Source organism: Lentzea terrae, from assembly GCF_003265345.1.
Classification (GTDB): Bacteria; Actinomycetota; Actinomycetes; order Mycobacteriales; family Pseudonocardiaceae; genus Lentzea; species Lentzea terrae.
Genome location: NZ_QFWW01000059.1, coordinates 219,028 through 239,237 on the forward strand (window position 1 = coordinate 219,028; position 20,210 = coordinate 239,237).

The following is a 20,210-nucleotide window of genomic DNA, read 5'->3' on the forward strand; positions in this document are numbered from 1 at the left end:
TGCCCGGACCCCACGCCCCAAGGCAAGCTGGGAGTCATGGACTTCGTGATGCTGCACGGCACCACCCAAACCCCGGCCTGCTGGCAACCGCTGCAGACCCTCCTCCACCAGTCCGGCCACCGAACCTTCGCAGCCGACCTGACGGCCCAGGAGGACTGGCGAGCCGAGGACTACGCCGACGAAGTCCACCGCCAGTTCCCAGAAACGAAGTCCCCCACCATTATCGCCCACTCCGGCGGCGGCCTGCTGACCCCGGCCACCGCGAAGCGGCTGAACGCCGGCCACCTGGTCTGGATCGGCGCTCTCATCCCAGACCTGACCGGCACCACGAGCATGCTGGAAGAACTGGAAGACCACGGCGAGGACATGTTCCCGCCGGAGTGGTTCGAGTGGTCCGGCGCCGACCTGCTGACCGAACCGGCCATCAGCGCCTACTTCCTGTTCCACGACTGCAACCTGGAACAGCTGAAGTTCGCCCTCACCACCCTGCGTCTCTTCCAGCCGCAAGGAGCGTTCCACCAACGTCACCGCCACGACGATCTGCCGCCGAGCACCGTGATCGTCCCCAGGCAGGACCGCGTCATCAGGCCGGAATGGATGTGCCGAGCCGCGGCACAGCGGCTCGGCACGACTCCGATCGAGATCGACGGCGACCACTGCCCGCACATCCCGCGCGCACAGGAGATCGCCGAAATCATCCTCAGGCGAGAGTGAGCGCGTACAGCTCCACCCGCGGATCGTTGGGCAGCGTCACCGATCGAACGGTCTTCAAAGAATCCAGCCGCAACGACTGACCGAACAACCGCACCGGCGGTCCGTCGACGCCCTGCCCGGCCTTGATCCGGTGCGGCATCTCCAGCACCGCCGCACCGCCACCGGCCCAGTCCGGCACGGAAGCCGAGACCTCAGCAGACGTGCCGTCGGTGTACCAAACGGTGAAAGCGGCCGACACCGGTCCGTTGTGCGACGCACTCACCACGTGCAGCCACGAGAACTGCCCGGACGGCAACAACAGCCCTTGGCCCCGAGCCTCGACGAAGTTCGCCGCGGTACCGGCGGGGTCCGGCGCCTGGTAGGTGATGCCGCCCCACGTCACGGGTCCGGCCGAGGGCAGCAGCGCCGCGTCGTAGCTCCAGCCGCCACCGTCGAAGTTGCCGGCAGCGGAAGCGTCGACCGTGGCCGTGCCGTCGTGGTTCCGCTCCGGCCCGACATCCACCGAACACGACGAGAAGGCGCACACCGCGGCCGGCTTCACCTCGATCACGGCCTTCATCGACACGGACCCAACGACAACCGAAACCTCATACGAGCCAACGCCCACACCCGCAGGCACCGACACCGTCAACGGCACGGTCTTCTGCACCGGCTGATGTCGCGACACGATGACGAACGGCCGTGCACCACTCACAGTCCAGCCCGCGGGCGCCGACACCTCAGGCCGCACGGACACAGCGGAAGGCGACTGCGCCAAGACGTCCAGCTGCAAGGTCGCAGACTGCGCGACATCCGAAGTCGGCATCACCAGCGAGGTGTTCCGCAACGAAGCAGACAGAGCGCGGCGCGAGTCCACGTTGCCGTCGTTCAACGAAGGCGGCTCGTCGGACCGACCAGTGCCCCACGACGAAGGCTTCGAAGACACCGCGTAGGACAGCTTTCCGCCGCGCTGCAACGAAGACCAGTCGAGCCAGGTCTTCCGCACGTCCCGCCCGTTCAAAGAAGCAGAGGAAACGTACCGCGCAGAGTCCGAGACACCCGGCGCCGAAACCACCAAAGTGCCGCCCTGCGCGCCGTACTGTCCGATTCGGACAGAAGCGGACGGGAACTGCGGCGAGGACAGCGCGAGGAAGTCGGCCCCGTTGAAGGTCGGGTAGATGCCCAGCGACGAGAAGACGTACCAGGCCGACATCGTGCCCAGGTCGTCGTTGCCGGTCATGCCGTCCGGACCGGTCGTGAACAACGTCATCGCCGCGCGCACGACCGTCGCGGTCTTCCACGGCGTGCCCGTCCACAGGTACATGTACGGCGCGAGCAGGTCGGGCTCGTTGTTCGGGTTGTAGGTCGGCTTGCCGTAGTAGTCGTACGGTTCGGTGATCCAGTCGTGCCGCGCGGTACCGGCCGGATCGACGAGCAGCTTCTCGTAGGCGAAGAACGAGTCCAGCCGCTGCTCGGCCGCCCGGCGACCGCCCATCAGCGACACCAGACCGGCCGGATCCTGCGGCACGAGCCACTGGTACTGGTAGGCGCCGCCCTCGTGGAACTGGTGGGACGCGTCCACCGGGTTGTACGGCGTCAGCCAGGTGCCGGCGACCGTGCGCGGCCGGAAGTGACCGGTGGAGGCGTCCCAGAGGTTCCGGTACCACTGGCCGCGGTCAGCGAACAGCCGCGCGTCGGAGCGATGGCCCAGACCGCGAGCCATCAACGCCAGTGAAGCATCCGCCGCCGAGTACTCCAGCGAAGCCGAAGCCGGGTGATCGCAGTCGTTGTCGCCGCCCTTGTGCGCGCAGTCCGTGCCCTTCTTCAGGCCGGACGGGATGTAGCCGCGATCCGAGTAGTACTCAACGCCAGACCGCCCGTTGTACGGCGATGAAGCGGGAGGCAGCGACAAGGCGTTGGCGCGCAACAGCTTGTACGTCTCCTCCTCGTACCCGCGCAGCAGACCCTTCGACCAGGCCTCGACCAGGAACGGCGTGACCGGGTCGCCGGTCATGATGTTGGTCTCGGAGGACGCCAACGCCCAGCGCGGCAACCATCCTCCATCCCGCCCGCTGGCCACAACGGACAGTGCGACGTCACGAGCCACCCGTGGTTCGAGGATCTGCAGGAGCTGGTTCTGTGGTCTGTACGTGTCCCACAACGAGAAGTTCTGGTACGGCGTGTAACCGGAAGCCGTGCGCACGCGACCGTCGAAGCCCATGTACTTGCCGTCGACGTCACCAGCCAGGTTCGGGTGCAGCACCGAGTGGTACAGCGCGGTGTAGAAGGCGACCTGCCGGTCCCGCGACCCGCCGGACACGCGCACTGCGTCCAACTGCTTGCGCCAGACCTCGCGAGCAGCGGCGACAACACCGTCGAAGTCGAACGTCGGAGCCTCCGCCGCGAGGTTCCGGCGCGCACCCTCCAGGCCGGTGTAGGACAGGCCGATCTTCAGCACGACATCACGGTCGGCCGACGCGTCGAACGTGACCCACGCGCCGTTGCCACCGGCGCCGGCAGCGTCACGGGAGCCGGGCGTGGGAACGCTCCCCCGCCACGAGCCGAACGACGCGAACGGCCGGTCGAACGTGGCCGTGAAGTAGACGGTGTGCTCGTCCTTGCCCGCGCAGAACCGGCCGTTGCGCACCCGGCCCTCGATCGTCCGGTCACCGACGACGTGGATCTCGGAGTCGAGCACCGTCTGGTTCGAGCGCCCGGTGTTGAACAGGACGTTGGCAGCCGCAGAAGAAGGGAACGTGTAGCGCTGCCATCCGGTCCGCTGAGTGGAACTGAGCTCGGCGTTGACGCCGTAGCGGGACAGCCCGACGCGGTAGTAACCGGGCTGCGCGGCTTCGTCCGAATGGCTGAAAGCCGACTTGTAGGCGTTGATGTCAACGTTGTCAACGGACCCGACTGTCGGCATCACCGGCAGCTCGCCCATGACGCCGCAGCCCACGCCCGACAGGTGTGTCTGCGAGAACCCGTAGATGGAGGTGGCCTTGTAGTCGTACCCGCCCTGACCTCCCGTATCAGGGCTGACCTGCACCATCCCGAACGGCACCGACGCACCGGGGAAGGTGTTGCCGAAGTTCTGCGTACCCACGAAGGGGTTCACCAGCGACGAGGGGTCTTCCGCCTGTGCCGTGTGAGCGAGGGCGGCTTGCGCGGGAACTGTTAGACCCAGTAACAGCCCGGTTACAACCAGTGTCCGCATGAAAACGCAGTATTGTCTGATCGTCGCCGCCCCGACACCCATCGGAGGTCGGCGATGCGTGCGTTGGCCGCAGCGCTGCTGCTAATCGGCATTTTCACTCCAGTGGCGCAATCCGCGCCCACACTGGACACCGTCACGACCACGTCCGTCTACGGCTGCCTGCGCACCAACGGCGCGGGCGTGTACGACGCGACGGTCAACAAGACGTTCGTGACGTACTCCGGCACCAGGCACGACATCTACGTGAAGGCGTTCGACCACACCGCGAACACGTGGTCGGCGGCGGCCAAGGTCGCCACGCTGAACCTGACGCACGACAACGCCTATCACGACTACCCGGTGCTCACGCAGCTCGGCGACGGCAGGCTCGCGATCTTCCGCGCCACGCACACGAAGTCGATGCAGTTCTACACCGCGCCCACGCCACGTTCGATCACCGGCACCTGGACCGCGCGCACGATCTCCACGGACAAGAACACCTACCCGGAGCCGGTCGTCACCGGCAGCACGATCAACCTGTTCTACAGCCACAACACGGACCTGTCGCACCCGTACCGCACCTACAAGATGATCAAGTCAACGGACCACGGCAAGACCTGGTCCGCGCCGCGCATGATCATCGACTCGGGCCGCACGGCGGACAAGTACAGCGAGGTGTACGCGTTCGGCGTGACGCAGCGGAACGGCCGCATCTACCTGACCTGGTCGATGCACGGCGGCCCCAAGGGCCACAACGGTGGCGGCAAGAACATCCACGTCGCCTACTTCGACACGGCTGCGAGCACGTTGTCGACGGTCGGCGGCGCCACGCTCGGCACCACGGTCGACGCGGCGGACCTCGACAAGACCCGAGTCGTGACCACGAATCCGACCGATCTCCCGGCCGGCAAGGCACTGCCGGAGGAGAACCCCGTGACGGTGCCGCTCAACGACGGCTCGCTCGTGCTGGGTTACGGCGTGCACACCAGCAGCAGCGCCAAGATCGTGCTGGCGCGGTTCGCCGGCAACGCCTGGACGTCCACGACGGTCGACACCTCGACGTCGTTGTTCAAGGATCTCGTCGCGACCGGCACCGGCGTCGACTTCTCCTACGCCAGCGCGGACCGGAAGCGGCTGCTGGTGAAGTCGTGGACGCCCGGTGGGAGCGCGATCACCAAGCACGACCTCGCGGTGCCGTACTCGGCCGGCGCCGACACGACGTTCTACGCCAACTTCGTGGAGAACCGGCCGAGCGACCTGGTCGCGAACACCATCGACCACGAGACCCGCAAGACCAACCACACGGGCAAGTGGCCGGTGTTCACCATCAGGAACTGATCTGGCCAGGACCTAGCAACGCTTGTTGGTGTAGGCGGTGTAGTTGTCGGCTTGCTGGACGCTGACGAGGCCGTATGCGGCCGTGCACTCGGACAGGGTGTTGGTGCCCTTGCTCCACAGCTCCACGGGGGCGAACTGGTCGCTGTTCCAGCCCTTGTGCTCCGGTGTGCGGTCGCTGGCACTGCTGTAGACGGCGATCGAGGTCTGGGTGTTCCAGTGCCGGCCCGTCGCGCGGAAGCTCTCCCAGATGTAGACGTAGGCGAAGTTCTTCCCGCAGCCGGCGAACTGCTTCACCGACGCGATGTTGTCGCCCCGCCACTTGATGTGCGCGGTCGCCCCGATCTGCGCCGCGCTGGCGCAGCCGGGTGCCCGCTCGGCATTGGCGACCCCGGGAAAGACGAACCCCAGCAGCACGAACCCGGTGGCGATGATTGCCCTCTTCATGAGCCGATCATCGCCACTCGCGCTGACAAGTCCCTGACACCGGAGTAGGCAGGTGTCATGCCCGTACAGCTCAACCACACCATCGTGCACGCCACCGACCAGGAGCGCTCGGCCCGGTTCCTGACCGAGCTCCTCGACCTGCCGGAGCCGGTCCGCTTCGGCCCGTTCCTCGTCGTCGAGGTCGCCAACGGCGTCTCGCTCGACTACCTGACCAGCGACGGCCCGATCACCAGCCAGCACTACGCGTTCCTGGTGACCGAGGACGAGTTCGACCGGATCTACGGCCGGATCCAGGACCGCGGCCTCGACCACTGGGCCGACCCGTTCCACAGTCAGCCCAACCAGATCAACCGCAACGACGGTGGCCGCGGCGTCTACTGGGACGACCCGGACGGCCACGCGCTGGAGATCATCACCAGGCCGTACGGTTCCGGTTCCTAAAAGGTATAGACCACCTCTTGTGCTCGGGGTGCCGAGCCTGCCACCGTGAGAGCGGTAACACAGTGTGGGCGCGCAGATGCTCTGAGGAGTTGGTCCCCATGTTCGGAACACGCGCCGCCGCCCTGATCGTCGCGCTGATCGGCGTCTTCACGCTCGTTCAGCCGGCGACGGCGGCGCCGTTCATCGTCACCGAAGCGCAGTTCAACCGCATGTTCCCGTCCCGCAACAGCTTCTACACCTACAGCGGCCTGAGGAACGCGATGGCCACGTTCGGCTCGTTCGCGAACCAGGGCAGCGACACGGTGAAGAAGCAGGAGCTGGCGGCGTTCCTCGCGAACGTCTCGCACGAGACCGGCGACCTGGTGTACATCCGCGAGATCAACCAGAGCGGCGACTACTGCGACGAGACGAGGCCGTACGGTTGCCCGCGCGGAACCAGGGCGTACTACGGCCGCGGTCCGATCCAGCTCTCGTGGAACTTCAACTACTACTCGGCCGGTCAGCACCTCGGCATCGACCTGCTGAACAACCCGGACCGGGTGGCCACCGACGCCACGGTCTCGTGGCGGACCGCGATCTGGTACTGGATGACGCAGACCGGCCCCGGCACCATGACCCCGCACAACGCGATGGTCAACTCGCGCGGCTTCGGTCAGACGATCCGCAGCATCAACGGTTCACTGGAGTGCGACGGCAAGAACCCCGGAACGGTCGAGAGCCGCGTGTCGAAGTACCGCCAGTTCACCGGCGTCATCGGCGTGGCAACGGGTAGCAACCTGTACTGCTGAAATGACAGAACAGGTCTAGACCCTTGACTGGTCTGAACCAATGATGCCAATCTCAGCGAAGTTCACATCCTTGATTCCTCGGGCGCGCAGACTCCAGGAGTGGGTGACCTTGCTGAGAAAACGCATCTTGGCGTCTATCGCGGCAGGTGTGATGGCGGCGGCAATGGCCGTCATCGCACCGACCGCTGCTTCACAGGCCGAAGTGTCCGCACAGGCGTGCACGTACACCAACTGGGTCCAGGGCCAGTGGTACACGGCCGGCTCGATCGTGAAGTTCGAGAACGCGTACTACATCGCCGAGCACGACAATCCTGGTTACAGCCCAACGGTTTCCACCTGGTACTGGGACCCGTACAACTGCAACGGCGGCGGAGGCGGTGGCGGCACCTGCACGTACACCGACTGGGTGCAGGGCCAGTGGTACACCGCCGGCTCGATCGTGCGGTTCGAAGGCAGCTTCTACATCGCCGAGCACGACAATCCCGGTTACAGCCCAACGGTTTCCACCTGGTACTGGGACCCGTACAACTGCAACGGCGGTGGCGGCGGAGGTGGTGGCGGTGGTGCCATCCTCACCGAGGCCCAGTTCAACCAGATGTTCCCGTCGCGCAACAGCTTCTACACCTACAGCGGGCTGACCGCGGCGATGGCGTCGTTCCCGGCCTTCGCGGGCACGGGCAGCGATACGGTGAAGAAGCAGGAGATCGCGGCGGCGCTCGCGAACTTCTCGCACGAGACCGGTGGCCTCGTGCACGTCGAGGAGATCAACAAGAACAACGACCTCTGCGACGAGAGCCGGCCCTACGGCTGCCCGCGCGGGACGTACGCCTACTACGGCCGCGGCCCGATCCAGCTGTCGTGGAACTTCAACTACTACTCGGCCGGTCAGCACCTCGGCCTCGACCTGCTGAACAACCCGGGCTGGGTGGCGAGCGACGCCGCGATCTCGTGGAAGACGGCGCTCTGGTACTGGAACACGCAGACCGGGCCGGGCACCATGACCCCGCACAACGCCATGGTGAACGGAGCCGGGTTCGGCGAGACGATCCGCAGCATCAACGGTTCACTGGAGTGCAACGGCGGCAACCCCGCGCAGGTCCAGAGCCGCGTCTCGAAGTACCAGCAGTTCGTCGGAATCCTCGGCGTGCCGGCCGGAGCGAACCTGTACTGCTAGGACTTGAGCTGTCCTAGTTCGCTCCTAGGTTCAATGCATGACCATGGAGCTCACGGATCTGCTGCACGAGCTGAACGACCAGCGCAGGACGTTCCGCATCACGATGCGCGGTTTGTCGGAGGCGGACGCGAAGAAGCGCACGACCGTCAGCGAGCTCACGCTGGGTGGGTTGCTCAAGCACCTCACCTGGTGTGAGCGCGGCTGGACGCACATCCTGACCGAGCAGCCCCTACCCCCGCCCGGAATGCTGGACGGCAGTCAGTACACCTGGACGGGTACCGACTTCGAGGAGCTGCTCGCCGAGTACGACGAAGCGGTGCGCGCGACCGACGAGGCTCTGCGCACCGCTTCGTTGGACAAACTCGTGCCGTTGCCGGAAGCGCCGTGGGACCCGAACCCTCAGCCGATGTCGATCCGGCGGATCGTGCTGCACATCATTCGCGAGACAGCGCAGCACGCGGGCCACGCCGACATCATGCGAGAGACGCTGGACGGGCAGTCGACCACGGCGTCGCTGTACGAGTTCTAGGCGGCGAGCTGTTCCTTCACCTGGTGCAGCGACGGGTTGGTGAGCGCCTTGCCGTTCGGGAAGTGGACGGTCGGCACCGTGCGGTTGCCGCCGTTCACGCTCATCACGAAGTCGGCCGCGCCCGGCGCCTCCTCGATGTTGATCTCGACGTACTCGATGCCTTCGCGGTCGAGCGAGCTCTTCAGGATCCGGCAGTAGCCGCACCACGAGGTCGAGTAGACGGTCAGCTGGTCGGGCGCCATCAGGCTGCACTCCTCATCGAGGTCGAAAGACGGTCATGAGTGTCAACGCTCGACGAGGAGTGCTTCATCCCGGGATGCGGCCAAGCTCACTTCTTGTGCTTGAGCAGCTTCGACCCCGGCTTCTGCGACTCGAAGTCGAGCTTCGCCCAGTTCTTGTCCTTCGGCACCGACAGGATCCGCGCCTCGTCCAGCAGTCCGTCGAACGAGCGCTTGCGGCTGTTGCTGCCGGGCGTCTTCTCGTTGTTGCCGATCGTCACGGGCTCGGCTCCGGCAGTCTTCCACGCGTTGGTGTCGGTCTTGCCAACCTCGAGCTTGCCGTTGATGTAGTAGTAGGCGTTCGGCTTGTCGATGACGAAGACGAAGTGGTACCAGGTGTTGTTCTTGACCTTGGTGTAGGCGCCGGACGGCAGCGGGCACCAGTCGTAGTTCGCGACGTCGATGCACGGCTCGGTCTGGTCGCCGCTGCCGAAGTAGTGGATGCGGAAGCCCGTCTCCCCCTTCGAGAACATCGCGATGTACGCGGCCGGGTGCGTCTTCGCGTTCGACCAGATCGAGAAGGTGCCCTTGGACGGCAACGGGTTGAACAAGCTGCTCGACTCGCTGCCCGGCAGCAGGACGTACTCGCTCTTGGCCCGGTTCAGGTTCAGCGCGTTGCCGACGACACCCGCGCCGGTCGCGTCACCGGTGATGTTGACGCCCTTGCCGTTGAGGTTGCCGGCGGAGTCCTTGTAGCCGTTCGCCGCGCCCTGCTCGGCGAGGTGGTGGGCGGTGAGCCAGCCGTCGGCCTTCGGGAAGACCTTGGTGCCGTCGCTTTCCGACGCGGCCTCCGGGTTGCCCCATTTCAGGGTGATGGCCTGGCTCGCGTTGTTGCCCTTGACGTCGGTCCGCACCCAGATCGCCGCCTGCTTGGCGGTCGCGTCCCACTTCTCGATCTCGTACGGCAGCGGCTTGCCGGCCGCGTCGTCGAACCTGATGTCCGCGCCGCCGGGTTTGGCCTGGCTGAAGTCGAAGTTGCCGGCGTCGAGCCGCACCGGCACCGGGAAGCCCTTGACGTCGCCCGCGACGTTCGCGCCCGCTGCCGTCGTGTCGATGGTGATCTTGCGCTGATGTGCCCAGCCCGCCTGCCCGCCTGATGCCGCTGTCGACACTGCCGGCAGCAGCAGGCCGGTGAGCAACGTGGCCGAGATGGCGAGAGTGCGCCCTGTCTTCTGCATGTGGTCCCTTTTGTCCGGGGCGGCGGACACTTGAGGTTCTTACTGGAAACTTTCTTACCTGTCAGCCCCGCGTCACCCGATCGGAGCAACGGCGGGCGATCGTCAGGCAATCGTCAGGTCAATCCGCGCTACGGCGGGTGAGCATGGTTCGCGCACGGCCGACAGATTTCGGGCGTGCAATTCGTCCTGCTTTCCGACAAGTATTGCCGAGCAATTCAGTCACCCATTCGGCGGCCCTTCGCAACACAGGGTTTCCGATATCGTCTGATTTCCGCCGCCGGTACCACACTTTGGAAAGAAAGGCTGGCCATGCTGAAAACGGTGCTGGCTGCTGCCCTCATGCTGTCCGCGGTGGTCGTCGCGCCCGCCGCGCAAGCTGCTACCGACGTTCCCGATTTCGTCACGATCGACGTGGTCACCGTGAACGGTTCCGGCTGTCCCGCCGGCACCGCCGCGGTCGCGGCCTCGGATGACCGCACCGCGTTCACGGTCACCTACAGCGACTACCTCGCCCAGGCCGGACAGGGTTCCGCACCCACAGACTTCCGCAAGAACTGCCAGCTCAACATCAGAGTGACCTATCCGCAGGGCTTCACGTTCGGCATCGCCCAAGCGGACTACCGCGGGTTCGCCCACCTACAGGCCGGGGCGACAGGTATGGAAAAGGGAAACTACTACTTCCAGGGCATGTCGCAGACCGCGAGCCGCACCCACAACTTCAGCGGCCCGAAGAGCGACAACTGGCAGGCCACCGACCGCGCGCAGGTATCGGAAATCATCTACGCGCCGTGCGGTGAAGTCCGGCACCTGAACATCAACACCGAACTGCGGGTCAACGCGGGTTCGTCGAAGAACGCGAGCTTCATGACCATGGATTCGACGGACAGCAGCGTGAGCACCAAGTACCAGTTCTCCTGGAAGCGCTGCTGACACAGGCACCAATGCCGCCGCCCGTTCATTGTTGATCCCCAGACGGAAAGGTGCCTCATGCTCAACACACTGGCCGCGGCCGCGTTCGCGATGTCGACGATCATCATCCCGCCCGGCGGCGCCCCCGGCACCACGCCGCCGCCGGACATCATCACCATCGACGTCGTGACGATCAACGGTTCGGGGTGCAAGCCGGGAACGGCAGCGGTCGCCGTCTCCCCGGACAACAAGGCGTTCACCGTCACCTACAGCGAGTTCATGGCGCAGGTCGGTCCCGAGGCGAAACCCACCGACTTCCGCAAGAACTGCCAGCTGAACCTGCGCGTGAACGTGCCGTCCGGCTTCACCTACGGCATCGCGTCCACCGACTACCGCGGCTTCGCGCACCTCGAGCGCGGCGCCACGGCCCTGGAAAAGGCGAACTACTACTTCCAGGGAATGTCGGAAACGGCCTACAAGCAGCACAACTACAAGGGCCCGTTCAGCGACGACTGGCAGGCGACCGACACGACCGACGTCGCGGCGATCGTCTACCACCCGTGCGGTGAGAAGCGAAACTTCAACATCAACACGGAGCTGCGGGTCATGGCCGGCACCTCCGACCCGAAGAAGGTCACCAGCTTCATCTCGATGGACTCCACGGACGGGTCGATCGAGACGACGTACCACTTCGCCTGGAAGCAGTGCCCGCCCAGGCCGTGACCCTCACCCCCGGTGCCGGGCACTCCTGCGACAGGGGTGCCCGGCATCTCCCTTTGCTGAGAAGATCGTCCCAGCAGACCGTGCGCGTCACCGCGAACGGCCGGCAGATCGCGGTCGCGGCGCCGTCCGGACAGGAGTGCCGGCGGCTGCTCGGATCCGGGGTGCGGGGCACGGCGCTGCGGTTCCCGGTCTTCCCGAGCTCAGGCCCTTCCCTGGTCGCGCGCGGTGACCGGCCGGACGAACTGGTGCTGTGGCAGCGCCGATCGACTTCAGCGTCGCGGACGAGACCGAGCGCGATCTTTCGCCGCTGTACGTCGACTCGGACGAGCCCTGGCGGTGGGGCGTGTACTTCCGCCGCGCGGGAACCTGGTGGAACCTGCACGACGACGGCAAGGTCACGCTCAAACCGTCGACCGGAGACATCCACCAGCCCGGTGTGGGCGACGCGATCATCACCGCCCCGCCGGGCGAGGACGTGCTGGGCCTGACGACCGTCGGCGGCAGCCTCGCGTTGCTGACCCGCGAAGGCGACGTCATCCGGGCCCGGACCGAGGACGACGTGCGCACGGTCGTCGAGGTCGCCGGGCCGGTGCTGCGACACCACGAGCTGCCGTGGATCGGCGTGCAGCGTTCACCACACCTGGTCGAGGTGATCGACATCGCCACCGGCGCGGTGCTGCACGACACCAGCACCGGGTGATCAGATCAGGAACCGGTACGCCGTCGTGCCCGGTGCCACGTGCTGGATCTTGAGCGGGGACTCCTTCATCCGCCCCCACAGCAGGTCGTAGTCCTCGCGGCGTCCCAGCTCGATGCACACCAGCGCGGCGCCGGTCTCCCGGTTGTCGCGCTTGATGTACTCGAACAGCACGATGTCGTCGTCCTTGCCGAGCACCTCGTCGAGGAACCTGCGCAGCGCGCCCGGCTCCTGCGGGAACTCCACCAGGAAGTAGTGCTTGAGGCCGCGGTGGACCATCGAGCGCTCGACGACCTCGGCGTAGCGGGAGACGTCGTTGTTGCCGCCGGAGAGCAGGCAGACGACCGTGGAGTCGGGCGCCACCGAGATCTCCTCCAGCAGCGCCGCCGAGGCGAGCGCGCCCGCGGGCTCGGCGATGATGCCGTCGATCTGGTAAAGCTCCAGCATCTCCGTGCAGACCGCGCCCTCGGCCACGCTCAGCAGCTCGGCACCGCTGTCGCGCACCATCGGGAACGTCACCTCGCCGGCGCGGCGGACCGCGGCGCCGTCGACGAACGTGTCGACCTCCGGCAGCGTCACCGGGTGGCCCGCCTGCATCGCGGCGATCATGCTGGCCGCGCCCGCGGGCTCGACGCCGATCACGCGGGTGCGCGGGAAGCGCTCCTTGAACCACGTGCCGACGCCGGAGAGCAGGCCGCCGCCGCCGACGGGCACCACGACCACGTCGGGTGCGCCGCCGAGCTGCTGCACGATCTCCAGGCCGACGGTGCCCTGGCCGGCGACCGTGCGGCGGTCGTCGAAGGCCGGCACCAGGGTCGCGCCCGTGGAGGCGGCGTACTCCTTGGCGAGTGCGGCGGCGTCGTCGTAGGTGTCGCCGTCGACGACCAGCTGCACCATGCCCTGGCCCAGCGCGGAGATGCGGTCGCGCTTCTGCCGCGGGGTGGTGCGGGGGACGTGCACGCGGCCCTCGATGCCGAGGCGGCGGCACGCGTAGGCCATGCCCTGGCCGTGGTTGCCCGCCGACGCGCAGACCGCGCCGCCGAACGCGAACTCGGTCTGGCACAGCAGGTTGAAGGCGCCGCGCAGCTTGTACGAACGGCCGACCTGGAGGTCCTCGCGCTTGAACCACACGCGCGCGCCGGTGCGCTCGGACAACCGCTGGTTCACCTCGAGCGGCGTGGTGCGGGCGACTCCACCGAGCCGGGCTGCGGCCGCGGACACCTCATCAGCGAAGGACATGACACTACATCTTCCGTGAACGACTTGGGCCTGACACGCGTACCCCTAGAAAGACAGGGGAGGTGCTCGTGTTTCGCCTTGTGGGCGTACTGACGCTGCTCATGATGGTCTCCGCGGTTCCCGCGCACGCCCATGGCGCGCCCACTGACCCCGCGAGCAGGGCTTTTCTCTGCTCACCTGGTCAGGCAACAGCATCATCCTCGCCCTGCCGGAATGCCATTCGGGCGGGGTTGCCGTCCACGGAGTGGGACAACATCCGGCTGGCGAACGTGGCCGGGCGGGACACCGCCAGGGTGCCCGACGGCAAGCTGTGCAGCGCGGGGATCGCCAAGTACGCGGGGCTCGACGCGCCGACCGCCGAGTGGCCCGCGACGAAGCTCAAGAGCACCGCCTTCACCTACCGGGCGACGATCCCGCACCAGGGGTCGTTCCGGTTCTACGTGACGCGCGAGGGCTACTCACCGAGCCGCGCGCTGCGGTGGGCGGACCTGGAACAGTTCCTGAGCGTGCCCACTCCCCCGCTGGTCAACGGCGCCTACGAGTTCAAGGTGCAGCTGCCGAAGAGGACCGGCCGCCACCTGATCTACACCGTCTGGCAGAACACCGACACACCCGACACGTACTACTCGTGCACGGACGTCGAGATCGCGGCACCAGCAGCACCGGCACCAGCGCCGGCACCAGCCGCTCCTCCTGCGCCGCAAGCGAAGCCGGTCCCGCCGGCCCAGACCGCGGCACCGGTGTCGAGCCCCGCGGTGCCCTCCACGCCGAAATCGAGCACGCCACGACCCGTCCCTGTTGCGTCGAGCGCCGAACAACCTCCTTCCAGCGCAACGAGGTTCGGCATGTCCGCAGTGGTAGCGGCACTGGGCGGCCTGGTCGTGCTGGGCGGAATCATGTTGTGGCGCAAAAGAATTCTGTGAACGTACCGGTCCCCAATAGGTCTGGACCACCCCTACGATGATCTTCGGGCGCGCAACCCTGCGAAGTAGAGGTGTGTGCCCGCATGGCTCGAAAACTGTTGACACTGCTGGCTTTGCTCGGCGCGGCACTGTTCCCGGTCGGTCTCTCGGCCACCGGTCCGGCCCAGGCCGCCCCGTTCAAGGTGCTCGGCTTCTACCACGGCACCCACGACCTCGCGCACATCTCGTTCGTCAAGGAGGCGAACCCGTGGCTGACCCAGGCCGGGCAGCAGAACGGGTTCACCTACGAGGCGACGACCGACTGGAACCGGCTCACCACCCTCACGCCGGCCCAGGCGCAGGTCGTGGTCTTCCTCGACGACCTGCCGACCGGCACGCAGCGCGCGGGCTTCCAGCGGTACATGGAGGCGGGCGGCGCGTGGTTCGGCTTCCACGTCTCGGCGTTCACCCAGAACGCCAACGAGTGGTCCTGGTACCACAACACGTTCCTGGGCAAGGGGAACTTCGTCAACAACACCTGGGGCCCCACCACCGCGACGCTGAAGGTCGAGACCCGCACCCACCCGTCGACCGTGCGCCTGCCGGAGAAGTTCACCTCCTCGGTCAGCGAGTGGTACAGCTGGTCGCGTGACCTGCGCACGAACCCGGACATCCAGGTCCTGGCGAGCGTCGACCCGTCGAGCTTCCCGCTCGGCACCGACCCGAACCAGCAGTGGCGCAGCGGTTACTACCCCATCATGTGGACGAACAAGAACTTCAAGATGATCTACGCGAACTTCGGCCACAACGCGATGGACTACCCGAACAACCGGCCGTTGTCGTCCACCTTCTCCTCGCCCACCCAGAACAACTTCCTCATCGACAGCCTGCTGTGGCTGGGCACCGGCGGCACCCCGCAGCCCGGCTGGAAGACGATCGCCAACTCGGGCAACGGCAAGTGCGTCGACGCGCGGGCCGCGGGCCTCGACAACGGCACCGTCGTCCAGCAGTACTCGTGCAACTCGACCACGGCGCAGAACTTCCGCGCGGTGGCGACGAGCGACGGCTACTCGCGCATCGAGTACCGCAACAACCCGGCCAAGGTGCTGGACGTGAGCGACGTGTCCACTTCGGACGGAGCGGGCATCCACCTGTGGGACTACGTCGGCGGCACCAACCAGCAGTGGCGCGTCACCACCGGCGCTGACGGCTACTCGACACTGACCGCCCGCCACTCCGGCAAGTGCCTCTCGGCGGCGGCTTCGTCCACCGACGGCGTGCAGCTGATCCAGGCGACCTGCACCGGGTCGGCGGCCCAGAGCTTCCGGCTGGGCTAGTCGCCGGACTGAGGTCCGGTGACCGTCACGCGTTCCCCCGGTCTCCTGCCCCCGGAGGCCGGGTGGGACGTGGCCAGGAACCCGTACATGTCGTTGAGCTGGTGCAACGCCGACACCGCGTCCCGCCAGATCGGGCAGGGCCACGGTCGGTGCAGCCCGTACCAGGTGTGGCACGACTTGCACCGATGCCGCTCGTTGGGCTCGTGCATCCGCAGCAGCCCGCGCCACCACGGCAGGGCAGCACGCAGCTGCTCACGCAGTTCGAACACCTCGTCGGGCGAGTCCGTCTGCGCGAGCTGGTCCATGGTCTTGTAGACGACATCGATCACGGTCCGATGAAAGGAACCCTGCCGTTCGGCAAGCGCCATGTCCGAGCTCCTCCTCACCGCAGTTGAGACAGGCTCGCCAGGAGTCTATGTTGGCCATTGGTGGGGTTTCAACTGGTGAAAATCCCGTCACCCAGATAGCCCTTTCCACGAGTGGAAACGCTCACTGCGCGCAACGGGGGGAACCGGCAATGGCGGGGGAACGGTCCCTGGCTGACAAGCTCAACCACCTCTTCGCCCGGCACACCTCCCGCTCCGGCCACGAGTACAGCAACGAGCAGGTCGCGGCGGCCATCGCGGACACCGGCGTCACCATCTCGCAGAGCTACATCTGGCAGCTGCGCAAGGGCAAGAAGGACAACCCCACGTTCAAGCACTTGCAGGCACTGGCAGGCTTCTTCGGTGTGCCCGTGAGCTACTTCTTCGACGACGAGGTCACCGACCGCGTCAACGAGCAGCTGAAGTCGTTGCAGGACGAGCAGACCAGGCTCAACCAGCTCGCCGCGGGCAGCGACGCGCAGCTCATGGCGATGCGCGCGGGTGAGCTGTCGCCGGACCGCCGCCGGCTCGTCATGGAGTTGCTGGACGTCGTCTACCGACAGGAACAGGCCGAGCGCGGCGAAGGATGACTCGTGGCCGAACGAGAGTTGCGCAAGCGGTGCCGCCGCTTGCTGAACGAGCTGGACATCCAACCGCCCCTGGACGTGGCGGAGCTCTGCCGCCGCGTCGGTGACCAGCGGGGCAAACCGATCCGGCTGATCGCGCACCCGATCCCGGTGCCCGGCCCGTACGGCGTGTGGATCGCGACCGCCAAGGCCGACTACATCCTGTACCAGCAGGAGACGTCGAAGGCGCACCAGAACCACATCATCCTGCACGAGCTCGGGCATCTCGTGGCCGGTCACACCAGCGACGAGCAGGACGACGAGCTGCTCGCGGGCCTCTACCCCGACCTCGAACCGGACGCGGTGCGCCGGGCGTTGCGGCGCACCTCCTACGACAGCGAGCACGAGCGCGAGGCCGAGACGGTCGCGACGATCATCCTCGAGTGGGCGTCGGTGCTGGACGAGGTCGCGCCGCGGGCGTCGGAAGGTCCGGCGCGGCGCATGTCGAAGTCGCTCGCCGACCGGCTGGGGTGGCTGTAGCCGTGGAGTACCTGAAGGAAACCCAGGGCCTCGTCGCGCTCAGCTGTTTGGCGATCATGCTCTACCTGCTGGCACGCCGCCCGCACGACCCGCGGCTGCGGTCCGTCACCGGCCTGGTCGCGGGCTGGGCGATCGGCCACCCGTTCGGCAGGGCCGCGGCGGACGGCCGGTGGTTCCTCGGGCTCGACCCGATGGTGTGCCAGCTGATCCAGCACTCGATGCTGCAGATCGGCGTCTACGGCCTGATCTGCTTCTTCATCTTCTCCGCGCTCGACGACGCTCGCGCAAGGAAACACGCGCTGCTGCAGCTCATCCCGCTCGTCCTGTGCATCGCGGTGATGACGTGGGCGGTCCTCGCCATCCCCGACGACCTGCGGGTCGCGGCGGCGCGCGTGCCGAACTCGATGGGCGGCGGCCCCACCGGCATCCTCGCCATCACCGCGTTCTACGCGCTGGGCAACGGTTATCTGCTCTACGGGTTCGCCGCGATGTTCGTCTGGGCCCGCCGCTACGCCCGCGGTGCCGAACCGCGGCTGCGCAGGGGCCTGCTGATCACGTCGACCGGCCTCGGCCTGCTGGTGCCCGCCGACGCGATCTTCGTGGCGTCCAACGTCTCCCGCTACTTCGGCGAACCGCTCCCCCGCTGGCTGCTGACCGTGGCAGTGTGGTTCCTGCTGCCCGGCGTGCTGCTGTGCTGCATCGGCGTCGTCTACCCGATCGCCGCGATGCGGATCTCGGCGATGCGCCTGTGGTGGCGGCACCTGCGCGCCTACCACCGGCTCGCTCCACTGTGGACGTTGCTGCACCAGTCTTTCCCCGAGGACGCGCTGCACCGGATCCCGTCCAAGCGCGACGCGTTCTCGTTGCGCGGGGTGCACCGGCGCTACTACCGGCGGGTCATCGAATGCCGCGACGGCCTGGTGCGGATCAGCCCGTACGTCGCGGAGACGCCGGACGAGCTGCCGCTGGCCGAACGGCTGCGGGCCGGGCTGGAGACGCGCAAGGCCGGCACGGTCACGTTGCAGCGGCCGATCGCGCTCGCCGTTCCCGAGGACGAGGGCCTGGACGCCGACGTGCGTGAGCTCGAAAAGCTCGCGGTGGCGTTGCGCTGAGCTTATGGTCACGGCGTGGACCTGCCCGTGATGCCGCCGGTGAAGCCGATGCTCGCGAAGTCCGTGCCCGAGCTGCCGCGCGGGGACGGTCTGGCGTACGAGCCGAAGTGGGACGGCTTCCGCTGCATCGTGTTCCGCGACGGCGACGAGGTGGAGCTGGGCTCGCGCAACGACAAGCCGCTCACCCGGTACTTCCCCGAGGTCGTCGAGCTGCTGCGCGAGTCGCTGCCGCCGCGGTGCGTGGTCGACGGCGAGATCGTGCTGGTCACGCCGGACGGGTTGAGCTTCGACACCCTCCAGCTGCGGCTGCACCCGGCCGCATCACGGGTCCGCAAGCTCTCCGTCGAGACGCCGGCGTCGTTCGTGGCGTTCGACCTGCTGGCGTGCGGGGACTCCGATGTCACGCAGCTGCCGCTGGGCGAGCGGCGCAAGATGCTGGAGGAGATCGTCACCGAGATCCCCGGCGTGTACCTGACTCCGTCCACGACGGACCCGGACGTCGCGCAGGACTGGTTCACCCGGTTCGAGGGCGCGGGCTTCGACGGTGTGATGGTCAAGGCCGTCGACGGCGTCTACGAGCCCGACAAGCGGGTGATGTTCAAGGTCAAACACGAGCGGACCGCCGACTGCGTGGTCGCGGGCTACCGGTGGCACAAGGACGGCGAGACCGTCGGGTCGCTGGTGCTCGGGCTCTACCAGGACGGCGAGCTGCACAACGTCGGCGTGGCGAGCAGCTTCACCGCGGCCCGGCGGCGCGAGCTGGTCGAGGAGCTGGCGCCCTTGCTCGACCCCGCCGACCACCCGTGGGCCGCGTGGGCGACCTACGAGGGCCCCGGCATGAACAGCCGGTGGAACCCCGAGAAGCAGCTTCAGGTCGTGCTGCTCGACCCGTCGCGGGTGGCCGAGGTGCGGTACGAGCACGTGCAGGGCGGCCGGTTCCGGCACACCGCGCGGCTGGTGCGGTTCCGCGACGACCGCGACCCGGTCAGCTGCACGTTCGAACAGCTCGAAGAGGTACCGCCGGCGGAGCTGGACGCCCTGTTCGGCGAAGCGGAGCGGCGACGGACAATCTAGCGGTGAAGGTGATCAAGCGGGACGGCACGCACGAGATCGAGATCCAGCGGTCGCGGTTCCTGTGCCACGTCGCCCGCGTCGCCTCCGAACAGGAGGCCGCCGAGTTCTTCGCGCGGATCCGCAAGGAGCACTGGCAGGCCACGCACAACTGCACGGCTTTTCGCACGACGGACACCCAGCGGTCGAGTGACGACGGCGAACCCGCCGGCACGGCCGGTGTGCCGATGCTGGAGGTGCTGACGCGCCGGGACCTCGTCGACACCGCTGTCGTCGTCACCCGCTACTACGGCGGGACCAAGCTCGGCGCGGGCGGCCTGGTCCGGGCGTACGGACGGGCCGTGTCGGAGGCCATCGACTCGTTGGGCACGCTCACCCGCGAGCGCCACGATTCGTTGCTGTTGGCCGTCGACCACGATCAGGCGGGAAAGCTGGAGAACGCGTTGCGCGCCGCCGGGTACCACGTCGCGGACACCGAGTACGGCCACGACGTCACCTTCACCGTGCTGACTCGCGACCCGGAGGGCTTCGAGGTCTGGCTCGCCGCGCAGACCGGCGGTGCGGTGACCGCGATCAGGGGCGAGCCGGTCGACCTCGATCACTAGTTGTACCTGGCCAACACGTTGGTGACGGTGTGTCGGCTTGATCATGGGTGAGGCCTCCGGGTGCGGTGGTGATTGCGAAGTCAGTCAC

22 protein-coding genes are annotated in these 20,210 nt (G+C 67.2%); 16 read left to right on the forward strand and 6 right to left on the reverse strand.

Annotated features, from left to right (window positions below):
• Positions 1–36 precede the first annotated feature (36 nt).
• Positions 37–714, forward strand: a complete 678-nt coding sequence (locus DI276_RS49435) for an alpha/beta hydrolase (protein ID WP_112277298.1) — start codon at positions 37–39, stop codon at positions 712–714.
• On the opposite strand, the gene DI276_RS49440 is transcribed toward DI276_RS49435, so the two are convergent.
• Positions 701–3,949 carry a GH92 family glycosyl hydrolase gene (locus tag DI276_RS49440; protein ID WP_408610657.1) on the reverse strand — a complete coding sequence of 1,083 codons (3,249 nt, stop codon included), beginning with the start codon at positions 3,947–3,949 and terminating at the stop codon, positions 701–703. The two genes, DI276_RS49435 and DI276_RS49440, sit on opposite strands and share 14 nt — an antisense overlap.
• Before the next feature lie 60 nt (positions 3,950–4,009).
• Here DI276_RS49440 and DI276_RS49445 point away from each other — a divergent pair, with 60 nt between their 5' ends.
• The gene (locus DI276_RS49445; RefSeq protein WP_157985448.1) at positions 4,010–5,224 is read left to right on the forward strand and encodes a BNR-4 repeat-containing protein; all 1,215 of its coding nucleotides are present in this window, start codon (positions 4,010–4,012) and stop codon (positions 5,222–5,224) included.
• A gap of 12 nt (positions 5,225–5,236) precedes the next feature.
• Here DI276_RS49445 and DI276_RS49450 read toward each other — a convergent pair whose 3' ends face one another.
• Positions 5,237–5,668 (reverse strand): hypothetical protein, encoded by a 432-nt coding sequence (locus DI276_RS49450; protein ID WP_112277301.1) that lies wholly within the window; start codon positions 5,666–5,668, stop codon positions 5,237–5,239.
• Between the two features lie 57 nt (positions 5,669–5,725).
• On the opposite strand from DI276_RS49450, the gene DI276_RS49455 reads away from it, so the two are divergent.
• From DI276_RS49455 to DI276_RS49470, 4 genes are all read left to right on the forward strand, one after another.
• Entirely contained in the window at positions 5,726–6,109 is a 384-nt protein-coding gene (locus DI276_RS49455; RefSeq protein WP_112277302.1) for a VOC family protein, read from the forward strand.
• Positions 6,110–6,207: 98 nt separating this feature from the next.
• A complete protein-coding gene (locus DI276_RS49460) occupies positions 6,208–6,897 on the forward strand; it encodes a chitinase (protein ID WP_112277303.1) in 690 nt (229 codons plus the stop codon).
• Positions 6,898–7,048: 151 nt separating this feature from the next.
• On the forward strand, positions 7,049–8,071 hold the full coding sequence (locus tag DI276_RS49465) for a chitinase (RefSeq protein ID WP_232837459.1): 1,023 nt from the start codon (positions 7,049–7,051) through the stop codon (positions 8,069–8,071).
• Between the two features lie 37 nt (positions 8,072–8,108).
• Positions 8,109–8,600 (forward strand): DinB family protein, encoded by a 492-nt coding sequence (locus DI276_RS49470; protein ID WP_112277305.1) that lies wholly within the window; start codon positions 8,109–8,111, stop codon positions 8,598–8,600.
• On the opposite strand, the gene DI276_RS49475 is transcribed toward DI276_RS49470, so the two are convergent.
• Both DI276_RS49475 and DI276_RS49480 read right to left on the reverse strand, forming a co-directional pair.
• Complete coding sequence (locus DI276_RS49475; protein WP_112277306.1) at positions 8,597–8,842, reverse strand: mycoredoxin; 246 nt, start codon at positions 8,840–8,842, stop codon at positions 8,597–8,599. The genes DI276_RS49470 and DI276_RS49475 overlap by 4 nt on opposite strands.
• An 86-nt stretch (positions 8,843–8,928) precedes the next feature.
• The gene (locus DI276_RS49480) at positions 8,929–10,056 is read right to left on the reverse strand and encodes a DUF2341 domain-containing protein (protein WP_112277307.1); all 1,128 of its coding nucleotides are present in this window, start codon (positions 10,054–10,056) and stop codon (positions 8,929–8,931) included.
• A gap of 312 nt (positions 10,057–10,368) precedes the next feature.
• Between DI276_RS49480 and DI276_RS49485 the strand changes: the two genes are divergently transcribed.
• The 3 genes from DI276_RS49485 to DI276_RS49495 all read left to right on the forward strand — a co-directional run bounded on the left by DI276_RS49485 (position 10,369) and on the right by DI276_RS49495 (position 12,388).
• Positions 10,369–10,986: a DUF4360 domain-containing protein gene (locus tag DI276_RS49485; protein WP_408610658.1), complete on the forward strand. Its 618-nt coding sequence runs from the start codon at positions 10,369–10,371 to the stop codon at positions 10,984–10,986.
• A gap of 57 nt (positions 10,987–11,043) precedes the next feature.
• Positions 11,044–11,688, forward strand: coding sequence for a DUF4360 domain-containing protein (locus tag DI276_RS49490; protein WP_112277309.1), 645 nt, complete (start codon positions 11,044–11,046; stop codon positions 11,686–11,688).
• A 250-nt stretch (positions 11,689–11,938) separates the two neighbouring features.
• Positions 11,939–12,388, forward strand: coding sequence for a hypothetical protein (locus DI276_RS49495; protein ID WP_112277310.1), 450 nt, complete (start codon positions 11,939–11,941; stop codon positions 12,386–12,388).
• Here the strand turns inward: DI276_RS49495 and ilvA are convergent, their stop codons facing one another.
• On the reverse strand, positions 12,389–13,624 hold the full coding sequence (gene ilvA, locus DI276_RS49500) for a threonine ammonia-lyase IlvA (RefSeq protein WP_112277311.1): 1,236 nt from the start codon (positions 13,622–13,624) through the stop codon (positions 12,389–12,391).
• A gap of 104 nt (positions 13,625–13,728) precedes the next feature.
• On the opposite strand from ilvA, the gene DI276_RS49505 reads away from it, so the two are divergent.
• On the forward strand, positions 13,729–14,547 hold the full coding sequence (locus DI276_RS49505; protein WP_232837463.1) for a lytic polysaccharide monooxygenase: 819 nt from the start codon (positions 13,729–13,731) through the stop codon (positions 14,545–14,547).
• 83 nt (positions 14,548–14,630) lie between these two features.
• Positions 14,631–15,863, forward strand: coding sequence for a ThuA domain-containing protein (locus tag DI276_RS49510; protein WP_112277313.1), 1,233 nt, complete (start codon positions 14,631–14,633; stop codon positions 15,861–15,863).
• Here DI276_RS49510 and DI276_RS49515 read toward each other — a convergent pair.
• Positions 15,860–16,231: a hypothetical protein gene (locus tag DI276_RS49515; RefSeq protein ID WP_112277314.1), complete on the reverse strand. Its 372-nt coding sequence runs from the start codon at positions 16,229–16,231 to the stop codon at positions 15,860–15,862. The genes DI276_RS49510 and DI276_RS49515 overlap by 4 nt on opposite strands.
• A 149-nt stretch (positions 16,232–16,380) precedes the next feature.
• Here DI276_RS49515 and DI276_RS49520 point away from each other — a divergent pair, with 149 nt between their 5' ends.
• Genes DI276_RS49520 through DI276_RS49540 form a run of 5 tightly spaced genes read left to right on the forward strand, consistent with a single transcriptional unit; the run spans position 16,381 to position 20,122 of the window.
• Complete coding sequence (locus DI276_RS49520) at positions 16,381–16,818, forward strand: helix-turn-helix domain-containing protein (RefSeq protein ID WP_112277315.1); 438 nt, start codon at positions 16,381–16,383, stop codon at positions 16,816–16,818.
• A 3-nt stretch (positions 16,819–16,821) separates the two neighbouring features.
• Positions 16,822–17,334, forward strand: a complete 513-nt coding sequence (locus tag DI276_RS49525) for an ImmA/IrrE family metallo-endopeptidase (RefSeq protein WP_112277316.1) — start codon at positions 16,822–16,824, stop codon at positions 17,332–17,334.
• A gap of 2 nt (positions 17,335–17,336) precedes the next feature.
• Entirely contained in the window at positions 17,337–18,446 is a 1,110-nt protein-coding gene (locus DI276_RS49530; protein ID WP_112277317.1) for an MAB_1171c family putative transporter, read from the forward strand.
• Between the two features lie 15 nt (positions 18,447–18,461).
• Entirely contained in the window at positions 18,462–19,520 is a 1,059-nt protein-coding gene (locus DI276_RS49535) for an ATP-dependent DNA ligase (protein ID WP_112277318.1), read from the forward strand.
• A gap of 2 nt (positions 19,521–19,522) precedes the next feature.
• Positions 19,523–20,122: a YigZ family protein gene (locus tag DI276_RS49540; RefSeq protein ID WP_112277319.1), complete on the forward strand. Its 600-nt coding sequence runs from the start codon at positions 19,523–19,525 to the stop codon at positions 20,120–20,122.
• Positions 20,123–20,210 lie beyond the last annotated feature (88 nt).

What these genes read in the sequence shown, in the direction of transcription:
- ilvA (WP_112277311.1), bottom strand. Translation starts at nt 13,624, where the DNA reads ATGTCCTTCGCTGATGAGGTGTCCGCGGCCGCAGCCCGGCTCGGTGGA.
- DI276_RS49475 (WP_112277306.1), bottom strand. Translation starts at nt 8,842, where the DNA reads ATGGCGCCCGACCAGCTGACCGTCTACTCGACCTCGTGGTGCGGCTAC.
- DI276_RS49515 (WP_112277314.1), bottom strand. Translation starts at nt 16,231, where the DNA reads ATGGCGCTTGCCGAACGGCAGGGTTCCTTTCATCGGACCGTGATCGAT.
- DI276_RS49450 (WP_112277301.1), bottom strand. Translation starts at nt 5,668, where the DNA reads ATGAAGAGGGCAATCATCGCCACCGGGTTCGTGCTGCTGGGGTTCGTC.
- DI276_RS49480 (WP_112277307.1), bottom strand. Translation starts at nt 10,056, where the DNA reads ATGCAGAAGACAGGGCGCACTCTCGCCATCTCGGCCACGTTGCTCACC.
- DI276_RS49510 (WP_112277313.1), top strand. Translation starts at nt 14,631, where the DNA reads ATGGCTCGAAAACTGTTGACACTGCTGGCTTTGCTCGGCGCGGCACTG.
- DI276_RS49520 (WP_112277315.1), top strand. Translation starts at nt 16,381, where the DNA reads ATGGCGGGGGAACGGTCCCTGGCTGACAAGCTCAACCACCTCTTCGCC.
- DI276_RS49490 (WP_112277309.1), top strand. Translation starts at nt 11,044, where the DNA reads ATGCTCAACACACTGGCCGCGGCCGCGTTCGCGATGTCGACGATCATC.
- DI276_RS49455 (WP_112277302.1), top strand. Translation starts at nt 5,726, where the DNA reads ATGCCCGTACAGCTCAACCACACCATCGTGCACGCCACCGACCAGGAG.
- DI276_RS49460 (WP_112277303.1), top strand. Translation starts at nt 6,208, where the DNA reads ATGTTCGGAACACGCGCCGCCGCCCTGATCGTCGCGCTGATCGGCGTC.
- DI276_RS49465 (WP_232837459.1), top strand. Translation starts at nt 7,049, where the DNA reads ATGGCGGCGGCAATGGCCGTCATCGCACCGACCGCTGCTTCACAGGCC.
- DI276_RS49505 (WP_232837463.1), top strand. Translation starts at nt 13,729, where the DNA reads ATGGTCTCCGCGGTTCCCGCGCACGCCCATGGCGCGCCCACTGACCCC.
- DI276_RS49470 (WP_112277305.1), top strand. Translation starts at nt 8,109, where the DNA reads ATGACCATGGAGCTCACGGATCTGCTGCACGAGCTGAACGACCAGCGC.
- DI276_RS49440 (WP_408610657.1), bottom strand. Translation starts at nt 3,949, where the DNA reads ATGGGTGTCGGGGCGGCGACGATCAGACAATACTGCGTTTTCATGCGG.
- DI276_RS49435 (WP_112277298.1), top strand. Translation starts at nt 37, where the DNA reads ATGGACTTCGTGATGCTGCACGGCACCACCCAAACCCCGGCCTGCTGG.